The organism is Xanthomonas sp. (assembly GCF_017163755.1).
Lineage (GTDB): Bacteria > Pseudomonadota > Gammaproteobacteria > Xanthomonadales > Xanthomonadaceae > Xanthomonas_A.
The window spans coordinates 1-18236 of record NZ_JAFIWC010000050.1 but is presented as its reverse complement, the minus strand read 5'-3'; the positions used below and the strand labels follow the sequence as shown (position 1 = coordinate 18236).

Genomic DNA, 18236 nt, shown 5'->3' with positions numbered 1-18236 from the left:
ACTTAGCGGCCTGCCGCACTCCGCTCTCACCTCAACGGTATACCCGCATAAGACACAAGCGACTTCAGTCGCGACAAGAAGCCGCCAGCGCCCGACCGAAGGACTTGTCGGGGCTGAAGTGATCCCCGCCAGCCCCGGGCAGCGCCTGCTGAGAGCGACTTCAGTCGCGCCACGCCGTCTACCTGCAACGGCTGCGGAACCAGCGGCCGCCTGCCGCTCAGGTGCGCGCCGCGGCCACCATCTCGCGAGCGAGCGTGTGCATCGTGTCCGGGGCCAGTTGCAGGTAAGGCGCGATGCGCAAGGCGCCATGGCGGTGCGTGCAGATCACCTGCTCGCGCTGCAGCCACGGCAACAGCGCCCGCAGCGCCGCCGGCGGCGGGCGCAGCGCGCGCAGGTGCGGCGCGTGCCCGGGCACGATCCAGTCGCCGGCGCCGCAGGCCTGCAGTTCCGCGTCGAACGCCTCGCCGAGTTCGGCCAGCCGCGCCGCGATCGACGCCGGCCGCCAATGCTGCAGTTGCTGCAGCGCAGCGGTCGCCATCGCCAGCCGCAGCGGTTCGGCGACGCCGCCGGCGTCGAAGCGGCGCGCGCCGTCGCGAAACGGCGGCGCTGCCTCGGCCGGGAAGTGCCAGTCCGCCCCCGGATCGCGCGCCTGCCAGTGATGTTCGATCGGCAGGCCGTGGCTGCGCCAATGCGGCGACGCCCACAGCCAGGCCAGCCCCATCGGGCCGAGCAGCCACTTGTGACCCACCGCCACCACGAAGTCCGGCCGCCAGGCCGCCAGCCGCGCGGGCAGCACGCCCAGGCTCTGGCTCAGGTCGAGCAGCAGCGCCGCGCCGCAGGCATGCACGCGCGGCGCGATGCGGTCCAGGTCGAGCAACGCGCCATCGCGCCAGTAGGCGTTGGGCAGCGTGGCGATGCGCACCTGCGGCTGCGCCTCCAGCGCCGCCAGCACCGCGTCGGTCCAGTCCTGCCCCGGCGCAGGCCGCACCACCGCCAGCGACGCGCCGCTCTCGGCGCAGCGCTGCTGCCACAGCAGCAGGTTGGACGGGAACTGCCCGTCCAGCAGCAGCACTGCGTCGCCTGCGGACAAGGGCAACTGCCGCGCCGCCGTGGCCAGGCCGTAGGCGGCCGACGGCACCATCGCCACGCCGTCGCCGTCGCCTTCGAACAGCAGCTCCGCGGCCAATGCGCGCAGGGTCTCGATGTCCGCGCGCCAGGCGTCGAACGACAGCGTCCAGGGCGCCACCGACGCCGCCAGTGCCGCCTGTCCGGCCGCCAGCACCCGCGCCAGGCGCGGTCCCTTGCTGGCGGTGTCCAGGTAGCGCACGCGCTCGGGCAGGATGAACGCGTCCGGCGCGTGGGCGAGATCGACCAGCGGCGCGGGCGCCGCGTCGGGAACCGGGAGAGGCAGCATGCGCGCTAGCGTAACGCGATGTTCCAGGGCATGTGACAGCATGTTCACGTTCGTCCCCTAAGCTTGGCCGATGCAAGCGATCACTCCGGCGGCTTCCCCCGCGCCCGTCGCCTCCGACACCTCGTTGCCGGCGCGCTTTCGCGCCGTGCGCCAGCGCACCGGCCGCCTCGCCGCGCCGTTGAGCGAGGAAGACGCGATGGTGCAGAGCATGGACGACGCCAGCCCGGCCAAGTGGCACCTGGCGCACACCACCTGGTTCTTCGAGCGTTTCGTGCTGGCCGCGCGCGAGGGCTATCGCGCGATCGATCCGCAGTGGGACTACCTGTTCAACAGCTACTACCAGAGCGTCGGGCCGATGCACGCGCGGCCGCGCCGCGGCCTGCTGTCGCGCCCGTCGCTGGCGCAGGTGATGGCCTACCGCGACGAGGTGGACGCGCGCGTGCTCGCGCAACTGCAGGGCGACGGACTGGACCCGGCCACGCTGCAGGTACTGGAGCTGGGCCTGCAGCACGAGCAGCAGCACCAGGAACTGCTGCTGACCGACATCAAGCACGCGTTCTGGAGCAATCCGCTGGCGCCGGCGTACCGCGCCGACCTGGCCGAACGCCGCGCCGCCGGCACCGCCTTGCGCTGGATCCAGCGCGACGAACAGCTGTGCGAGATCGGCGCGCCGGCGTGGCCGGCGCAGCCGGCGTTCGCCTACGACAACGAGTCGCCGCGGCACCGCGTGCTGGTGCCGGCGCATGCGCTGGCCAGCCGGCCGGTGAGCAATGCCGAATACGCCGCGTTCGTCGACGACGGCGGCTACCGCAACGTCGCGCTGTGGCTCAGCGACGGCTGGGCGCGACGCCAGGCCGAGGACTGGCAGCGGCCGCTGTACTGGCATGCCGACGGCGTGCGCGAGTTCACCCTGGGCGGCTGGCGCGAGCGCGATCCGCATGCGCCGGTGTGCCATATCAGCCTGTTCGAAGCCGACGCCTATGCGCGCTGGGCCGGCGCGCGGCTGCCGACCGAGGCCGAATGGGAACAGGCCGCCACCGGCGTGCGCATCGCCGGCAACTTCGCCGACGCCGATGCGCTGCATCCGCAATCCAGCGACCACGCCGATGCCGGCCTGCAGCACCTGTTCGGCGACGTCTGGGAATGGACCGGCAGCGCCTACCTGGCCTACCCCGGCTTCCGCCCCTGGTCCGGCGCGCTGGGCGAATACAACGGCAAGTTCATGAACGCGCAATGGGTGTTGCGCGGTGGCAGCTGCGCCACGCCGCAGGACCACGTCCGCGCCAGCTACCGCAATTTCTTCCCCTCCGATGCGCGCTGGCAGTTCGCCGGCGTACGCCTGGCCAAGGATCCCGCATGAATGCCGTGACCGCCCGCGCGTTGACCGAAGCCGCACTGACCGACCTGCATCCTCAGCCGGACGACATCGCCGCCGATGCGGTCGCCGGGCTGTCGCGCAGCCCCAAGCAGTTGCCGTCGAAGTACTTCTACGACGCCGAGGGCTCGCGCCTGTTCGAGGCGATCACGCGCCAGCCCGAGTACTACCTCACCCGCACCGAGCTGGCGCTGCTCGAGGCGCGGATGCCGTCGATCGCGCAGGCGGTGGGCAGCGGCGCGCACGTGGTGGAACTGGGCAGCGGCAGCGGACGCAAGACCGAGCTGCTGCTGGAGGGGCTGCTCGCGCCGGTGGCCTATACCCCGATCGAGATCTCGCGCGACATGCTGATGTCCAGCACCGCGCGCCTGGCCGAGCGCTTTCCGCGCATCCAGATGCTGCCGGTGTGCGCCGACTTCACCACCCCGGTGGCGTTGCCGGCGCCGCAGCGCGGCGCGCGGCGCACGCTGGTGTTCTTCCCCGGCTCCACCCTGGGCAACTTCACCCGCCAGGACGGCATCCAGCTGCTGGCCTCGATCCGCGCGACGATGCGCCAGGACGGCTGCGCGCTGATCGGCATCGACCTGGTCAAGGACGCCGCGGCATTGGAAGCGGCGTACAACGACGTGGCCGGCGTCACCGCCGAGTTCACGATGAACCTGCTGCGCCGCCTCAACCGCGAGATCGGCAGCGACTTCGCGCTGGACCAGTTCCGCCACCGCGCCACGTACTCGCCGGAGCGGCAGCGCATCGAGACCTTCCTGGTCAGCCTGCGCGCGCAGCAGGTCAGCGTGGCCGGCCGCCGCTTCGACTTCGCCGCCGGCGAAGCGATGCAGGTGGAATACAGCCACAAGTACACCGACCAGAGCTTCGGCGAGATGGCCGCCGCCGCCGGCCTGCGCGTGAGCCACGGCTGGAACGCGCAGGACGACGCGTTCGGGTTGCGTTTGCTGCAGGTGGTTTGAAAGCCGGGACTCGGGACTGGGGACTCGGGACTCGGACTGCCGCGTCCATCCAGTGGCCCCGGATGCCTCGATCATCCACCGCAAAGCGCCCATTGCCGAGTGCTTTTGTCCGCGGACGCTGTCGGGGCTGAAGCCCCTCCTACAGTGCCTCGGCCAGGCACCACTGCCACCTTTTAGGAGCGGTTTCAACCGCGACCGTCATCTGGCAGACAAACCCTGGGCATCCCTACGAAGCGCCGCCAGACCGCGGCGTCGTTTCCCGGCTACGCCTGATACCCGTTGCTGATCGGATAGCGCCGCTCGCGGCCGAATGCGCGCCGCGATACCTTGGGGCCGGGCGCGGCCTGGTGCCGCTTCCATTCGGTGATGCGCACCAGCCGCACCACGTGGTCGACCACCTCGGCCGCGTAGCCGGCGGCGACGATCTCGTCGCGCGATTGTTCCTGGTCGACGTAGCGGTACAGGATGCCGTCGAGCACGTCGTACGGCGGCAGCGAGTCCTGGTCGGTCTGGTTGGCGCGCAGTTCCGCCGATGGCGGACGCGAGATCACCGCCGGCGGGATCACCGGCGCGCCACCGACCGTGTTGCGCCATTTCGCCAGGCCGAACACCTCGGTCTTGTACAGGTCCTTCAGCGGCGCATAGCCGCCGCACATGTCGCCGTAGATCGTGGCGTAGCCGACCGCGTACTCGCTCTTGTTGCCGGTGGTCAGCAACAGCCCGCCGAACTTGTTGGACAACGCCATCAGGATCACGCCGCGGCTGCGCGACTGCAGGTTCTCCTCGGTGACGTCCGCCGGCATGTCGCCGAACAGCGGCGCCAGCGCCTGCATGAAGCCCTCGAACGGCGCCTCGATCGACACCGCCTCCAGTTTCACTCCCAGCGCGCGGCACTGCTCGGCCGCCAGGTCGTTGGACATCTCGGCGGTGTAGCGCGAGGGCAGGCGCACCGCGGTGACGTTGTCCGCGCCCAGCGCATCCACCGCCATCGCCAGCACCAGCGCCGAATCGATGCCGCCGGACAGGCCCAGCCACACCTTGGAGAAGCGGTTCTTGCGGCAGTAGTCCTGCAGCCCGCGCACCACCGCGCGCCAGGCCAGCGCATCCATGCTTTCGTCGCCGTCGTCGATCCAGCGCAGCGGGGTGAACGCGCGCGCGGCGGTGTCGTAGTCCACCACCAGCCACTGGTCGGTGAACGCGGCCGCGGCCGGATGCACGGTGCCGTCGCCGTCGGCCACCACCGAGGCGCCGTCGAACACCAGCGCGTCCTGCCCGCCGACCACGTTGACGTAGGCCAAGGCCACGCCGGTCTCGCGCGAGCGTTCGGCCAGCAGCGCGTCGCGTTGCGCATGCTTGCCGCGCTCGTACGGCGATGCGTTCGGCACCAGCACCAGTTCGGCGCCGGCGCGCGCGGTGGCGGCCAGCGGCTCGGGGAACCACAGGTCCTCGCAGATCACCAGCCCCACCGGCGTGCCCTTGACCTGGAACACGCAGTCGCCGCCGTCCGGGTCCACGTCGAAATAGCGGCGTTCGTCGAACACCGCATAGTTCGGCAGCTCGCGCTTGCGGTAGGTGGTCTCGATGCGCCCGTCGCGCAGCACGCTGGCGGCGTTGTAGACCACGCTGCCGGCGCTCTGCGGCCAGCCGACCACCGCGACGATGCCCTGCACGCGCGCGGCGATGCCGTGCAGCGCCCGTTCGCAATCGGCGAGGAAGCCCGGGCGCAGCAGCAGGTCTTCCGGCGGATAGCCGCTGATCGCCAGTTCCGGGAACAGCACGATGTCCGCGCCGTATTCGTCGCGGGCCTGCGCGATCATCTCGACGATGCGCTCGCTGTTGCGGGCGACGGCCCCGACCGGGAAGTCGAACTGGGCCAGGGCGATGCGAAGGGAATCGGACATGTTCAGCCGCCTTGTTCTATGTCCTCCCGAGCGAGAGGAAGAAAGGGAGAGCGATCGGGTCGACGAGCGCTGAGGCGGTCGCGCCACAAACACTGTCGATGTTCGCCAGCACCTCATTATTCCAGAAGCGCAGCAGCTTGAACCGCGCTGGCGCAGAAAGCGCCGCGTGGGCGTTGAGGGGCTGGCTGCTCTCGGCTTCCGCGACCGGGCCGCGCTCGACGCAGGCGAAATCGACGATGCACGGCCGCTGGCGCTTGAACTTGCAGCCAGCAGCGAGCGATTGCGCAGGCGGTACCAGAGTGGATTTTCCGCAGCCGCCGCGTTCTCGGCGCAGGGCTCGCGCAAATCGCGTCCTTGCCTGTTCTCGCATGGGCTTTCGCGCGGAGGGAGCTACAACTTGGCAGCGGGGCGATGCGAGAAGACTGTCGGTAAGGGGCGTTGTCTTGTCAGGAAAGCCTCTCGCCCACGCCCCTCTACCGCAAGCGGAGCGAGTGAAGACCGGCCCTCCTTCCGCCCGGCGGGCTGAAGGCACGCCCTCCGCTCACGGAAGAAGGCGCTCGAAGGACAGATCACGGAACCGTGTCCGAAACCCGAAAAGCAGAAGGCCGCCCGGAGGCGGCCTTCGCTCACATCATCGGCAACCGGCGGACCGGTTACTTGGCCAGCCGCGCCGCGATCGCCGCGCCCAGGTCGCCCGGCGAACGCACCGTGGTGACGCCGGCCGCTTCCATCGCCGCGAACTTGCCGGCGGCCGTGCCCGAGCCGCCCGAGGCGATCGCGCCGGCATGGCCCATGCGCTTGCCCGGAGGGGCCGAGGCGCCGGCGATGAAGCCGACGACCGGCTTCTTGACGTGGGCCTTGATGTAGTCGGCACCGGCCTCCTCGGCGTCGCCGCCGATCTCGCCGACCATGATGATGCCTTCGGTCTGCGGGTCTTCGTTGAACAGTTTGAGGCAGTCGACGAAGTTCAGGCCGTTGATCGGGTCGCCGCCGATGCCGATGACGGTGGACTGGCCCAGGCCGGCCGCGGTGGTCTGCTTGACCGCTTCATAGGTCAGCGTGCCCGAACGCGACACGATGCCGATCTTGCCCGGCATGTGGATATGGCCCGGCATGATGCCGATCTTGCACTCGCCCGGGGTGATCACGCCGGGGCAGTTCGGCCCGACCAGGGTCACGTCCGGATGCGCCTTCAGCACGTTCTTGACCCGCAGCATGTCCAGCACCGGGATGCCTTCGGTGATGCAGACGATGACCTTGATGCCGGCCGCCGCCGCTTCCAGGATCGCATCGGCCGCGAACGGCGGCGGCACGTAGATCACCGACGCGTCGGCGCCGGTGGCTTCGACCGCTTCACGCACGGTGTTGAACACCGGCAGCTCGATGTGGGTGGTGCCGCCCTTGCCCGGGGTCACGCCGCCGACCACCTGGGTGCCGTACTCGACCATCTGGGTCGCGTGGAAGGTACCCTGCTGGCCGGTGAAGCCCTGCACGATGACCTTCGTCTTCTTGTTGATCAAAACAGACATGCGTTTGAGTCCTTGAGAGTTCTGCTATTTGGTCGGCTTCGGGACGACGCGGCGTTTCGCGATGCGAAACGCCGCTCAGGCGTACTTCCACAACCCCCGCAACGCCGCAGCGCGGCGTTGCCGCCCCCCTTGACTCAAGGGGGCCGAGTACGGATCCGTCCAGAACCCGGAATGCGTCAGGCAGCGACGGCTGCGACGGCCTTCTTGGCGCCGTCGTTGATGTCGTCGGCCGGGGTGATGGCCAGGCCGGATTCGGCGAGCAGCTTCTTGCCGGCTTCCACGTTGGTGCCTTCCAGGCGCACGACCACCGGCACCTTGACGTCCACTTCCTTGACCGCGGCGATGATGCCTTCGGCGATCATGTCGCAGCGGACGATGCCGCCGAAAATGTTGACGAAGATCGCCTTGACCTTGTCCGAGGACAGGATCAGCTTGAACGCCTCGGTCACCCGCTCCTTGGTGGCGCCGCCGCCGACATCCAGGAAGTTGGCCGGCGAACCGCCGTTGAGCGCGATCACGTCCATGGTGGCCATGGCCAGGCCGGCGCCGTTGACCATGCAGCCGATGTTGCCGTCCATGGTCACGTAGTTCAGGTCGTACTCGCTCGCGCGCACCTCGGCCTCGTCTTCCTGCGTGGTGTCACGCATGGCGGCCAGGTCCTTGTGGCGGAAGGTGGCGTTGTCGTCGGAGTTGACCTTGCCGTCCAGCGCGTACAGGTCGCCGTTGTCGAGGATCGCCAGCGGGTTCAGTTCGACCAGCGCCAGGTCCTTGGCGTTGAACAGGTTGTACAGGCCCTGCATGATCTTGGCGAGCTGGTTGGCCTGCTTGGCGGTGAGGCCGAGCTTGAAGCCGATCTCGCGGCCCTGGTAGGGCTGCAGGCCTTCCACGAAGCTGACGTTGAGCGTCTGGATCTTCTCGGGGGTCTCGGCCGCGACCTGCTCGATGTCCACGCCGCCTTCGCTGGAGGCGATGTAGGTGATGGACTGGGTGCCGCGGTCGACCAGCACCGACAGGTACAGTTCCTTGGCGATCTCGCCGGCTTCGGTGACCAGCACCAGGTTGACCGGCAGGGCGACGCCGGCGGACTGGTAGGTGGCCATCTTGGTGCCGAGCATCTTCTCGGCGGCGGCCTTGACGTCGTCGGTGGTCTTGCAGAACTTCACGCCGCCGGCCTTGCCGCGGCCGCCCGCATGGATCTGGGCCTTGACCATCCAGGGGCCTTTGCCCAGGGCATTGGCCGCTTCGACAGCTTCTTCGGGCGTGGACGCGACGCGTCCGGCCGGGACCGGGATGCCGTATTCGGCAAACAGTTGTTTCGCCTGGTATTCGTGGAAATTCATGCGTCACCGTGGGAAGAGGAACGACCGTCCCGCAGCGATCCTGGCCCCTGAAACGGCCAGAAGGGTGCGGACGGGGGCCATATTGTCGCCGACCCGGGGCGGCGGCGCAAAAGCGCCAGGCAGGAGAGCCTGTCGCACGGGCGCGGAGGCGGCGACCGGTCCGGAGCCGCCCTGGCCTCGTGAGGGGCGACGGGCCCGCACCCCTAGGTGTTGTGCTCGGCTTGCGGCGATCGAAAGCGTTGCTGGTAGGCCGGCTGGGAGGCGACTCTTGATCGGCCAGGCCTCGGCACCCAGGTCCGGCCCGGCTGCGCGGGCCATGCCGATCCCCATGACCGGGAGCGGCCCATGGCAGGCCGCCCGGCCACCCGCACGCCGATGCCATCGCAGGGCCGGGCCCGGCGCCTATACTCGCGCCGTCTATCGCCCGGATGGAGTCCTGGCTTGTCCCCCAGCCCCTCGCTCATCGACCGCTTCGAGTCCATCCCCCGCCGCGAGCTGTATTTCTTCGCGCTGTACCGGGTGCTGGTGGCCGGGCTGATCGCCGCCCTGGTGTTCAGTCCGTTGAGCTCGCTGGTCGGCGACCCGCGCTTCCCGCGGCTGGCGTTCGCCGTGTCGGTCTCCTACCTGGTGATCGCGTTGCTGTTGCTGATGTGGGGGCGCAACGAACGCCACCTGACCGCGATCGTGTGCTTCAGCGTGCTGGCCGACATCGCCGCGGCCACGCTGGCCGCCCATGCCCTGCCCGCCGCCAGCGCCGGCATCGCGATGATGCTGCTGTTCAACGTCGCCGCCGCGGCGATGCTGCTGTCGCTGCGCTATGGCTTCACGATCGCGCTGGTCGCCGCCGCGGCGACCCTGCTGGAGTACCTGTGGACCTCGCTGGACGGCGGCGAAAGCAGCCGCAGCCTGGCCGAACTGGCGATGTTCGCCACCAGCTACCTCGCCGTGGCCTACATCTGCTACCAGATCGGCCAGCGCGCCCGAAGCAGCCAGAACCTGGCCGACCGGCGCGGCGCCGAGGTGGCCAATCTGTTCGAGATCAACGAGTTGATCATCCGCCGCATGCGCACCGGGGTGCTGGTGGTGGACGCGCAGAACCGCGTGACCCTGGCCAACGAAGCGGCCTCGGCGCTGCTCGGCGACGGCGACGGCAACAGCGGCAGCGGGCGCCTGGATCTGCCCAGCGCCGCACCGGAGCTGGCGCGGCGCCTGCAGCGCTGGCGCAACGGCTGGGAACAGGAGGAGACGCCGCTGCAACTGTCGCCCGACCAGCCGGAAGTGCAGCCGCGCTTCGCGCGCCTGCTGCGCGAGAGCGACCTGACGCTGGTGTTCCTGGACGACGCGACGGTGGTGTCGCGACGCGCCGAGTCGCTGACCCTGTCGGCGCTGGGACGCTTCTCGGCCAGCTTGGCGCACGAGATCCGCAACCCGCTGGCGGCGATCAGCTACGCCTCGCAGCTGCTCGAGGAGTCGCCGGCGATCGGCGACGCCGACCGCCGGCTGCTGCAGATCATCCACATGCAGTGCCAGCGCACCAACGGCATCGTCGAAAGCGTGCTGGGCCTGGCCCGGCGCGAGCGCGCCAATCCGGAGAACCTGGACCTGGGCGTGTTCGTGCGCCGCTTCGTGCTGGAATACCGGCAGACCCTGTCGATCGAGACCGACAGCCTGGAAGCGATCCTCGCCCCGCAGCCGGTGCACGCGCTGGTCGACCCCAAGCACCTGCACCAGATCCTGACCGCGCTGGTGCACAACTCGCTGAAGTACGGCCGGGTGATGGAGGAGCCGGCGCGGGTGCGGCTGCGCGTGGCCACCCAGGAACGCACCGCCATCGTCGATGTGATGGACCGCGGCCCGGGCATTCCCGAGGCGGTGGCCGCACAGCTGTTCCGCCCCTTCTTCACCACCTCCGAGCACGGCACCGGCCTGGGCCTGTACATCGCCCGCGAGCTGTGCCGCGCCAACCAGGCGCGGCTGGAGTACGTGCCGGTGCCGGCCGGCGGCGCCTGCTTCCGGGTCATCCTGCCCGGGCCGCACAACATGCTGGCCGGTTGAGAATCACTCCGCCCTCGCCGCGCCAACGCCGGTAAATTGGCGCCGCACCCCGTACCTGGGCTATCTTTTCCCGACATGAACGAAACCCGAAGCGCCCTGGTCGTCGACGACGAACGCGATATACGCGAGCTGCTGGTACTCACGCTGGGCCGGATGGGGCTGCGCATCAGCACCGCCGCCAACCTCGCCGAGGCGCGCGAACTGCTGGCCAGCAACCCCTACGACCTGTGCATCACCGACATGCGCCTGCCCGACGGCAACGGCATCGAGCTGGTCAGCGAGATCGCCCGCCACTACCCGCGCACGCCGGTGGCGATGATCACCGCCTTCGGCAGCATGGACCTGGCGGTGGAAGCGCTGAAGGCCGGCGCCTTCGACTTCGTCAGCAAGCCGGTGGACATCCACGTCCTGCGCGGGCTGGTCAAGCACGCGCTGGAACTCAACAACGCCGAGCGCCCCGCCCCGCCGGCGCCGCCGCCGGAGCAGGCGAGCCGCCTGCTCGGCGCCTCGACCGCGATGGACAGCCTGCGCGCCACCATCGCCAAGGTCGCGCGCAGCCAGGCGCCGGTGTACATCCTCGGCGAATCCGGGGTGGGCAAGGAACTGGTCGCGCGCACCATCCACGAACAGGGCGGGCGCGCGGCCGGCCCGTTCGTGCCGGTGAACTGCGGCGCGATCCCGGCCGAGCTGATGGAAAGCGAGTTCTTCGGCCACAAGAAGGGCAGCTTCACCGGCGCCCATGCCGACCAGGCCGGCCTGTTCCAGGCCGCGCACGGCGGCACCCTGTTCCTGGACGAGGTCGCCGAACTGCCGCTGCCGATGCAGGTCAAGCTGCTGCGCGCGATCCAGGAGAAGTCGGTGCGCCCGGTCGGCGCCTCCACCGAAGTGGCGGTGGACGTGCGCATCCTGTCGGCCACGCACAAGGACCTGGCCGACCTGGTCGCCGACGGCCGCTTCCGCCACGACCTGTACTACCGCATCAACGTGATCGAGCTGCGCGTGCCGCCGCTGCGCGAACGCGGCGGCGACCTGCCGCAGCTGGCGGCGGCGATCCTGAGCCGGCTGGCCAAGAGCCATGGCCGGGTCACCCCGCTGCTGTCCCCGTCCGCGCTGGACGCGCTGAACCGTTACGCCTTCCCCGGCAACGTGCGCGAACTGGAGAACATCCTCGAGCGCGCGCTGGCGATGGCCGAGGACGACCAGATCAGCGCCGGCGACCTGGGCCTGCCGCAACCGGGCAACAGCGCCCGCGCCGCCGCCGAGGCCGCGCCGGCGCTGCCGCCGGGCGTGGTCGACATCGACCCGAGTTCGTCGGCGCTGCCGTCGTACATCGAGCAACTGGAACGCGCCGCGATCCAGAAGGCGCTGGAAGAGAACCGCTGGAACAAGACCCGCACCGCGGCCCAGCTGGGCATCACCTTCCGCGCGCTGCGCTACAAGCTCAAGAAGCTGGGGATGGAGTAGGGGCGCCGGGATTGGAGAGTTGGGATTGGGGATTCGCAAAAGCGACGCGCTCCATCCTCAATCCCCCAATCCAGCCTGACTAGAAAAGCCGGATCAAGGCCGCAGCGAGAGCCGCTTTGCTCTTGCGAATCCCCAATCCCGACTCCCCAATCCCGGCCCCATCAATCCTTCGTGACGCGGTTGATCTCGGCCAGGCTCGTGACGCCCGCGCGCGCCTTGCGCAGCGCCGACTGGCGCAGGTCCTTGACCCCGACCTTCTGCGCCGCGGCGGCGATGTCCATCGCGTTGCCGCCCTCCAGCACGATTGCGGCGATCTCGTCGGTCATCGGCATCACCTGGTAGATGCCGGTACGCCCCTTGTAGCCCTCGGTGCACTCGTCGCAGCCGACCGCTTCGTACAGCTGGATGCCTTCGGCAATCTCGGCTTCGGTAAAGCCCTCTGCGAGCAGCGCGTTCTCCGGCAGCTGCGTGGACCGCTTGCACTGGTTGCACAGCCGCCGCGCCAGGCGCTGCGCGATCACCAGGGTCACCGAGCTGGTGATGTTGTACGGCGCGATGCCCATGTTCATCAGGCGCGCGATGGTCTGCGGCGCATCGTTGGTATGCAGCGTGGACAGCACCATGTGGCCGGTCTGCGCCGCCTTGATCGCGATCTCGGCCGTCTCCAGGTCGCGGATTTCGCCGACCATGATGATGTCCGGATCCTGGCGCAGGAACGAGCGCAACGCCGCGGCGAAGGTCATGCCGCGCTTGTTGTTCTGCTGCACCTGGTTGACGCCGGGCAGGCGGATTTCCACAGGGTCTTCGGCGGTGGAGATATTGCGGGTCTCGTCGTTGAGGATGCCCAGCGCGGTGTACAGCGACACGGTCTTGCCCGAACCGGTCGGTCCGGTCACCAGCACCATGCCGTAGGGCTTGTGGATCGCCTCCAGGAAGAGCTTCTGCTGCTCCGGCTCGTAGCCGAGCTTGTCGATGCCGAGCTTGGCCGCGCTGCCGTCGAGGATACGCAGCACGATCTTCTCGCCGAACAGCGTCGGCAGCGTGCTGACGCGGAAGTCGATCTGCTTGTTCTTGGACAGGTTCAGCTTGATGCGCCCGTCCTGCGGCACCCGCTTCTCGGCGATGTCCAGCTGCGCCATCACCTTCAGCCGCGCGGCGATGCGCGGGGTCATCTTCACCGGCGCCTTGGCCACGCTCTTGAGCAGGCCGTCGATGCGCAGCCGCACCCGGTAGTCGTCCTCATAGGGCTCGAAGTGGATGTCCGACGCCCCGCGCCGGATCGCATCGACCAGCACCTTGTTCACGAACTTCACCACCGGCGTATCGTCGCCCTTGGCATCGACGCCGGTGTCGCTGCTGCCGGCCATGTCCTCGTCGCCTGCGCCGACCTCGAGGTTGTCCATGCCGTCGTCGTCGCCACCCAGCGCGCTGCCGAGCGAGTCGTTGCTCGCCTGCCACTGCTCCAGCGTGCGCCGGATCTGGTCTTCGTCGACCAGGATGGACTCGACCACCAGATTGGTATGGAACTTGATGTCGTCCAGCGCACGGGTCTGGGTCGGGTTGCTGATCCCGACGAACAGCCGGTTACCGCGCTTGAACAGCGGCAGCACCTGGTGCTTCTGCAGCAATTCCTCGCTGACCAGCTTCATCGCGTTCTGGCTGGCGTCGAAAACCGAGACGTCCATCAACGGCATGCCGAACTCGACCGCGTTGGCCGCCGCTAGCTGTGCGGCGCTGACCAGCTTCTTGTCGGCGAACCATTGTGGCAGGGGGATTTTGGCCTCGGCCGCTTGAGTCATGGCCGCGCGCGCGACGCTTTCCTCGATCGCGCCATCCTGAACCAGACGGCGGGCGATGCCGGTGATGCCAACGAGATTTAGCGAAGCGATTGCGTTCATGTCATCAGACCCTAGCTCTTCCGCATTCTAATTATCTACCCTGTTGTCTATGGAAGCAGCATCATTCGCAGCCAAATGGCCGATATTTCGAGTCGAACGCGCTGCCGTCGCAACTCCAGACGCCATCGGCACTGCGCCGCAACACCAGCGGCCTAGCGTTGACCTTACCGTTTCCTGAGACAGTGCACGAGATCATCCCAATCCCTTGCTCCGTAAGGTTTGCCGACACTATTGGACATCGCTCAGTAGTCACCAGACCGGCGTAATCGGCATCGACCAGCGCCGCATCTCGCCCTTCCTGCGCCACATTCTCGACGGTGGTCTTGCCCGCGCGAATTTCGGCCAGTGCCGCGGCGACCTGTGTTTTGGCAACGTAGTCCTGATACATCGGCAACGCGATAGCCGCCAGGATGGCGATGATTGCGACTACGATCATCAACTCTATCAGCGTAAACCCGCCTGCGCTGCTCTTTGTAATTGTCACGACATTCCTTCAGCCAGCTGTGTTGAGCCATGCTTTGCATTAAACGTGCCAACTCCAAATAAAAAGAGGCCCCGCTAGCGGGGCCTCTTTTTTTATTTGCCGTACGAGCTACTTATTCGCAACCGGACGGCCTGTACTTAGCAACAACCGTCGTAGCACACGACCAAGTGCCATTGGTGCCTTCACGCGACAGGGTGATGGTCTCACCAGCAACCTTGGAGTTGCCGGCCAGCGTGCAGGCAATCGTAGCAACGCCTGTATCAGCCGCACCGGCCACAGCGATCGCCGTACAACGATCGGACACGTTCAGGCCAACATCTGCGGCAAGAGCGAAATCCTTACCCTCATTGAGCAGCACTTCCGCCTGAGTCTTGCCCGGCGTGACTTCGGCCAGGCCCGCAGTGACCTGCGACTTCGCCACGTAGTCCTGGTACATCGGCAGCGCGATGGCGGCCAGGATGGCAATGATCGCGACGACAATCATCAGTTCGATCAGGGTAAAGCCCTGTTGCTTCTTCATGTGAATCCCCTAGAGGTGGTTGGAAAAGGTGGCAGACACTCGGCCCGCAGGGGCATCGATCCCCTCGAGCGCCGCGCGGCAGAGCGCCACGTGCGGGTGATACAAGCAGGCCGCGTGCCAAGTTTTCGACCCGCAGCTGCACTCCCCGGGGCGCATCATGCCCTATCGGCGGCGGGCGAAAAGGGGCAAATGCGCGATCTGCGACGCGATTTCCGCTATGCCACGCCAGGTCATAAAGTGACGTCTTTGGTCACACCCGCCTTCTGGCCCGCCTGTCGCGATGGCCGCCGCCCCGGATGCCAGACGCGCCGGAAACCGATACCATGCGCCATGTCCGCCTGGGGATGGCTGGACGGGGAGCCCACCGATGTCCGCAACGCGAAGCGCAGTCAACAAAGAGCCGGTCGTCCGCAACACCAACCAACAGGTGCCGTTTGTCTGGGAGGGGACGGACAAGCGCGGCGTCAAGATGAAGGGCGAGCAGGCGGCCAAGAACGCCAACCTGCTGCGCGCGGAACTACGCCGCCAAGGCATCACGCCGTCGGTAGTCAAGCCCAAGCCCAAGCCGCTGTTCGGCGCCGCCGGCAGCAAGATCAGCGCCAAGGACATCGCCTTCTTCAGCCGCCAGATGGCGACGATGATGAAGTCCGGTGTGCCCATCGTCGGGTCGCTCGAGATCATCGCCAGCGGGCACAAGAACCCGCGCATGAAGAAGATGGTCGACCAGATCCGCACCGACATCGAGGGCGGCTCGTCGCTGTACGAAGCGATCAGCAAGCATCCGGTCCAGTTCGACGAGCTGTACCGCAACCTGGTCAAGGCCGGTGAAGGTGCCGGCGTGCTCGAAACGGTGCTGGAGACAGTCGCCGACTACAAGGAAAACATCGAGGCGCTGAAGGGAAAGATCAAGAAGGCGCTGTTCTATCCCGCCATGGTGATGGCGGTCGCATTGCTGGTCAGTTCTATTTTGCTGGTCTGGGTGGTACCGCAGTTCGAGGAGGTGTTCAAGGGCTTCGGCGCCGACCTGCCTGCGTTCACGCAGATGATCGTCAACGCGTCGCGCTTCATGGTCTCGTGGTGGTGGCTGCTGCTGATCATCCTGGTCGGCAGCATCGTCGGCTTTGTCTTCGCCTACAAACGCTCGTCGGCGATGCAGCATGGCATGGACCGGCTGATTCTGAAGGTACCGATCATCGGCCAGATCATGCACAACAGCTCGATCGCGCGCTTCTCGCGCACGCTGGCGGTGACCTTCCGCGCCGGCGTGCCGCTGGTCGAGGCGCTGGACATCGTCGCCGGCGCCACCGGCAACAGCGTCTACGAAAAGACAGTACTGCGCATGCGCGACGACGTCTCCGTGGGCTACCCGGTCAACGTGGCGATGAAGCAGGCCAATCTGTTCCCGCACATGGTCATCCAGATGACCGCCATCGGTGAAGAGGCCGGCGCGCTGGATGCGATGCTGTTCAAGGTGGCCGAGTACTTCGAGCAGGAAGTGAACAATGCGGTCGACGCGCTGAGCAGCCTGATCGAGCCGTTGATCATGGTGTTCATCGGTACCATCGTCGGCGGCATGGTGATCGGCATGTACCTGCCCATCTTCAAGCTGGCGTCCGTCGTTGGATAAGCATTAATGGCATTTCTCGATCAGCATCCTGGCCTCGGCTATCCCGCCGCGGCCGGACTGGGTCTGCTGCTTGGCAGCTTTCTGAACGTGGTGATCCTGCGCATGCCCAAGCGCATGGAGTGGCAGTGGAAGCGCGATTCGCGCGAGATCCTCGAACTGCCGGACATCTACGATCCGCCGCCACCGGGGATCGTGGTCGAGCCGTCGCACTGCCCGCACTGCAAGCACAAGCTGTCCTGGTACGAGAACATCCCGCTGTTCAGCTGGCTGGCCCTGCGCGGCAAGTGCCGGCATTGCCATGCGCCGATCTCGATCCAGTACCCGCTGGTGGAGCTGCTGACCAGCCTGCTGGTGGTCGCCAGCGTCTGGCGCTTCGGCTTCGGCTGGCAGGGCTTCGGCGCGATCGTGTTCAGCTGTTTCCTGGTGGCGATGTCGGGCATCGACCTGCGCACGCGGCTGCTGCCGGACCAGCTGACCCTGCCGCTGATGTGGCTGGGGCTGATCGGCAGCATGGACAACCTGTACATGCCGGCCAAGCCGGCGCTGCTGGGCGCGGCGGTCGGCTATGTGTCGCTGTGGTCGGTGTGGTGGCTGTTCAAGCAGATCACCGGCAAGGAGGGCATGGGCCATGGCGATTTCAAGCTGCTGGCGGCGCTCGGCGCCTGGTGCGGGCTGAAGGGCATCCTGCCGATCATCCTGCTGTCGTCGCTGGTCGGCGCCATCCTCGGTTCGATCTGGCTGGCCGCCAAGGGCCGCGACCGGGCCACGCCGATCCCGTTCGGCCCGTACCTGGCCATCGCCGGCTGGATCACGTTCTTCTGGGGTACGCAGATGATCGACGCGTACCTGCGCTTCTCCGGGCTGCGCTGAGCGGAAATCGCCGGTGAGCGCCTTCATCGTCGGGCTGACGGGCGGCGTGGCGTCGGGCAAGAGCGAACTGAGCCGCCGCTTCGAGGCCAAAGGCATCGTCGTCGCCGACGCGGATCTGGCAGCCCGCACGGTGGTGGCGCCCGGGCACCCGGCGCTTGCGCAGATCGCCACGCGTTTCGGTGCGGCCATCCTGCGCGAGGACGCCACCCTGGACAGGGCCGCGCTGCGCCAGCGCATCTTCGACGATCCGCTGGCGCGTCGGGACCTGGAAGCCATCACCCACCCGGCCATTCGCCTGCTGCTCGAACGGACCTGCCGCGAGGCGGCGAGCCCGTACGCCATCGCCGCGGTGCCGCTGCTCACCGAGGTCGGCGGCCGCCGCGCCTACCCATGGCTGGACCGGATCCTGCTGGTGGACGCACCGGTCGAGCTGCAACACGCGCGGTTGATGCGGCGCGACGGCGTCACCGCGGAACTGGCCGAGCGCATGATCGCGGCGCAGGCCTCGCGCGAGGCACGTCGCGCCATCGCCGACGACGTGGTGGTCAACGACGGCAATGCCCAGCGGCTGCAGGACGCGGCGGATGCGCTGGATCGGCAATACCGCGCGTTATCGGCGACGAAGACAGCTTGACCGGCTTCGGTCTGCGGACCTGACGGCTTGGGCACGACGTTCGGAGCCAAAGTCCCACAGTGCACCGACCTGGCCAACTGCATCCCCTGTAGGAGTCAACTGTCATGCAGGAGCGATCCCAGGAGGGGCATAAGGCGCTCGATCACGCGCGATGGCGTTG

Annotated in this window: 15 protein-coding genes; 7 read left to right on the top strand and 8 right to left on the bottom strand. The window is 67.8% G+C overall.

Going from position 1 to position 18236, the window contains the following annotated elements; translation table 11 throughout:
* Positions 1 to 217 precede the first annotated feature (217 nt).
* A complete protein-coding gene (locus JR065_RS21005) occupies positions 218 to 1414 on the bottom strand; it encodes an aminotransferase class V-fold PLP-dependent enzyme (protein WP_206236449.1) in 1197 nt (398 codons plus the stop codon).
* 70 nt (positions 1415 to 1484) lie between these two features.
* On the opposite strand from JR065_RS21005, the gene egtB reads away from it, so the two are divergent.
* Together egtB and egtD are read left to right on the top strand one after the other, a co-directional pair.
* Positions 1485 to 2774, top strand: a complete 1290-nt coding sequence (gene egtB / locus JR065_RS21000; RefSeq protein ID WP_206236447.1) for an ergothioneine biosynthesis protein EgtB — start codon at positions 1485 to 1487, stop codon at positions 2772 to 2774.
* Complete coding sequence (egtD, locus tag JR065_RS20995; protein WP_206236446.1) at positions 2771 to 3754, top strand: L-histidine N(alpha)-methyltransferase; 984 nt, start codon at positions 2771 to 2773, stop codon at positions 3752 to 3754. Before egtB ends, egtD begins: the two co-directional genes overlap by 4 nt.
* 263 nt (positions 3755 to 4017) lie before the next feature.
* Here egtD and JR065_RS20990 read toward each other — a convergent pair whose 3' ends face one another.
* From JR065_RS20990 to sucC, 4 genes are all read right to left on the bottom strand, one after another.
* On the bottom strand, positions 4018 to 5655 hold the full coding sequence (locus JR065_RS20990; RefSeq protein ID WP_206236445.1) for an NAD+ synthase: 1638 nt from the start codon (positions 5653 to 5655) through the stop codon (positions 4018 to 4020).
* A gap of 16 nt (positions 5656 to 5671) precedes the next feature.
* Positions 5672 to 6025 carry a DUF559 domain-containing protein gene (locus tag JR065_RS20985; RefSeq protein WP_206236444.1) on the bottom strand — a complete coding sequence of 118 codons (354 nt, stop codon included), beginning with the start codon at positions 6023 to 6025 and terminating at the stop codon, positions 5672 to 5674.
* Between the two features lie 283 nt (positions 6026 to 6308).
* Entirely contained in the window at positions 6309 to 7184 is an 876-nt protein-coding gene (gene sucD, locus JR065_RS20980) for a succinate--CoA ligase subunit alpha (protein WP_206236443.1), read from the bottom strand.
* A gap of 176 nt (positions 7185 to 7360) precedes the next feature.
* Positions 7361 to 8524 (bottom strand): ADP-forming succinate--CoA ligase subunit beta, encoded by a 1164-nt coding sequence (sucC, locus tag JR065_RS20975; protein ID WP_206236441.1) that lies wholly within the window; start codon positions 8522 to 8524, stop codon positions 7361 to 7363.
* Positions 8525 to 8965: 441 nt separating this feature from the next.
* On the opposite strand from sucC, the gene JR065_RS20970 reads away from it, so the two are divergent.
* Together JR065_RS20970 and JR065_RS20965 are read left to right on the top strand one after the other, a co-directional pair.
* On the top strand, positions 8966 to 10579 hold the full coding sequence (locus JR065_RS20970) for a sensor histidine kinase (RefSeq protein WP_206236440.1): 1614 nt from the start codon (positions 8966 to 8968) through the stop codon (positions 10577 to 10579).
* A gap of 75 nt (positions 10580 to 10654) precedes the next feature.
* Positions 10655 to 12043 carry a sigma-54-dependent transcriptional regulator gene (locus tag JR065_RS20965; protein WP_206236439.1) on the top strand — a complete coding sequence of 463 codons (1389 nt, stop codon included), beginning with the start codon at positions 10655 to 10657 and terminating at the stop codon, positions 12041 to 12043.
* 161 nt (positions 12044 to 12204) lie between these two features.
* Here JR065_RS20965 and pilB read toward each other — a convergent pair whose 3' ends face one another.
* From pilB to JR065_RS20950, 3 genes are all read right to left on the bottom strand, one after another.
* Positions 12205 to 13941 carry a type IV-A pilus assembly ATPase PilB gene (gene pilB / locus JR065_RS20960; RefSeq protein WP_206236438.1) on the bottom strand — a complete coding sequence of 579 codons (1737 nt, stop codon included), beginning with the start codon at positions 13939 to 13941 and terminating at the stop codon, positions 12205 to 12207.
* Between the two features lie 61 nt (positions 13942 to 14002).
* The gene (locus tag JR065_RS20955) at positions 14003 to 14377 is read right to left on the bottom strand and encodes a pilin (RefSeq protein WP_206236452.1); all 375 of its coding nucleotides are present in this window, start codon (positions 14375 to 14377) and stop codon (positions 14003 to 14005) included.
* Positions 14378 to 14537: 160 nt separating this feature from the next.
* Positions 14538 to 14945, bottom strand: a complete 408-nt coding sequence (locus JR065_RS20950; RefSeq protein ID WP_206236436.1) for a pilin — start codon at positions 14943 to 14945, stop codon at positions 14538 to 14540.
* A 367-nt stretch (positions 14946 to 15312) separates the two neighbouring features.
* On the opposite strand from JR065_RS20950, the gene JR065_RS20945 reads away from it, so the two are divergent.
* From JR065_RS20945 to coaE, 3 genes are read left to right on the top strand one after another with little or no spacing between them, the layout of a single operon-like run.
* Positions 15313 to 16572 carry a type II secretion system F family protein gene (locus JR065_RS20945; RefSeq protein ID WP_206236450.1) on the top strand — a complete coding sequence of 420 codons (1260 nt, stop codon included), beginning with the start codon at positions 15313 to 15315 and terminating at the stop codon, positions 16570 to 16572.
* A gap of 6 nt (positions 16573 to 16578) precedes the next feature.
* Entirely contained in the window at positions 16579 to 17442 is an 864-nt protein-coding gene (locus JR065_RS20940) for a prepilin peptidase (RefSeq protein ID WP_206236435.1), read from the top strand.
* Positions 17443 to 17455: 13 nt separating this feature from the next.
* Positions 17456 to 18076, top strand: a complete 621-nt coding sequence (gene coaE, locus JR065_RS20935; protein WP_206236434.1) for a dephospho-CoA kinase — start codon at positions 17456 to 17458, stop codon at positions 18074 to 18076.
* The last annotated feature ends 160 nt before the right edge of the window (positions 18077 to 18236 follow it).

Coding starts and splice junctions, on each gene's coding strand:
- JR065_RS21005 (WP_206236449.1), bottom strand. CDS start 1,414: ATGCTGCCTCTCCCGGTTCCCGACGCGGCGCCCGCGCCGCTGGTCGAT.
- egtB (WP_206236447.1), top strand. CDS start 1,485: ATGCAAGCGATCACTCCGGCGGCTTCCCCCGCGCCCGTCGCCTCCGAC.
- egtD (WP_206236446.1), top strand. CDS start 2,771: ATGAATGCCGTGACCGCCCGCGCGTTGACCGAAGCCGCACTGACCGAC.
- JR065_RS20990 (WP_206236445.1), bottom strand. CDS start 5,655: ATGTCCGATTCCCTTCGCATCGCCCTGGCCCAGTTCGACTTCCCGGTC.
- JR065_RS20985 (WP_206236444.1), bottom strand. CDS start 6,025: ATGCGAGAACAGGCAAGGACGCGATTTGCGCGAGCCCTGCGCCGAGAA.
- sucD (WP_206236443.1), bottom strand. CDS start 7,184: ATGTCTGTTTTGATCAACAAGAAGACGAAGGTCATCGTGCAGGGCTTC.
- sucC (WP_206236441.1), bottom strand. CDS start 8,524: ATGAATTTCCACGAATACCAGGCGAAACAACTGTTTGCCGAATACGGC.
- JR065_RS20965 (WP_206236439.1), top strand. CDS start 10,655: ATGAACGAAACCCGAAGCGCCCTGGTCGTCGACGACGAACGCGATATA.
- pilB (WP_206236438.1), bottom strand. CDS start 13,941: ATGAACGCAATCGCTTCGCTAAATCTCGTTGGCATCACCGGCATCGCC.
- JR065_RS20955 (WP_206236452.1), bottom strand. CDS start 14,377: ATGATCGTAGTCGCAATCATCGCCATCCTGGCGGCTATCGCGTTGCCG.
- JR065_RS20950 (WP_206236436.1), bottom strand. CDS start 14,945: ATGAAGAAGCAACAGGGCTTTACCCTGATCGAACTGATGATTGTCGTC.
- JR065_RS20945 (WP_206236450.1), top strand. CDS start 15,313: ATGTCCGCAACGCGAAGCGCAGTCAACAAAGAGCCGGTCGTCCGCAAC.
- JR065_RS20940 (WP_206236435.1), top strand. CDS start 16,579: ATGGCATTTCTCGATCAGCATCCTGGCCTCGGCTATCCCGCCGCGGCC.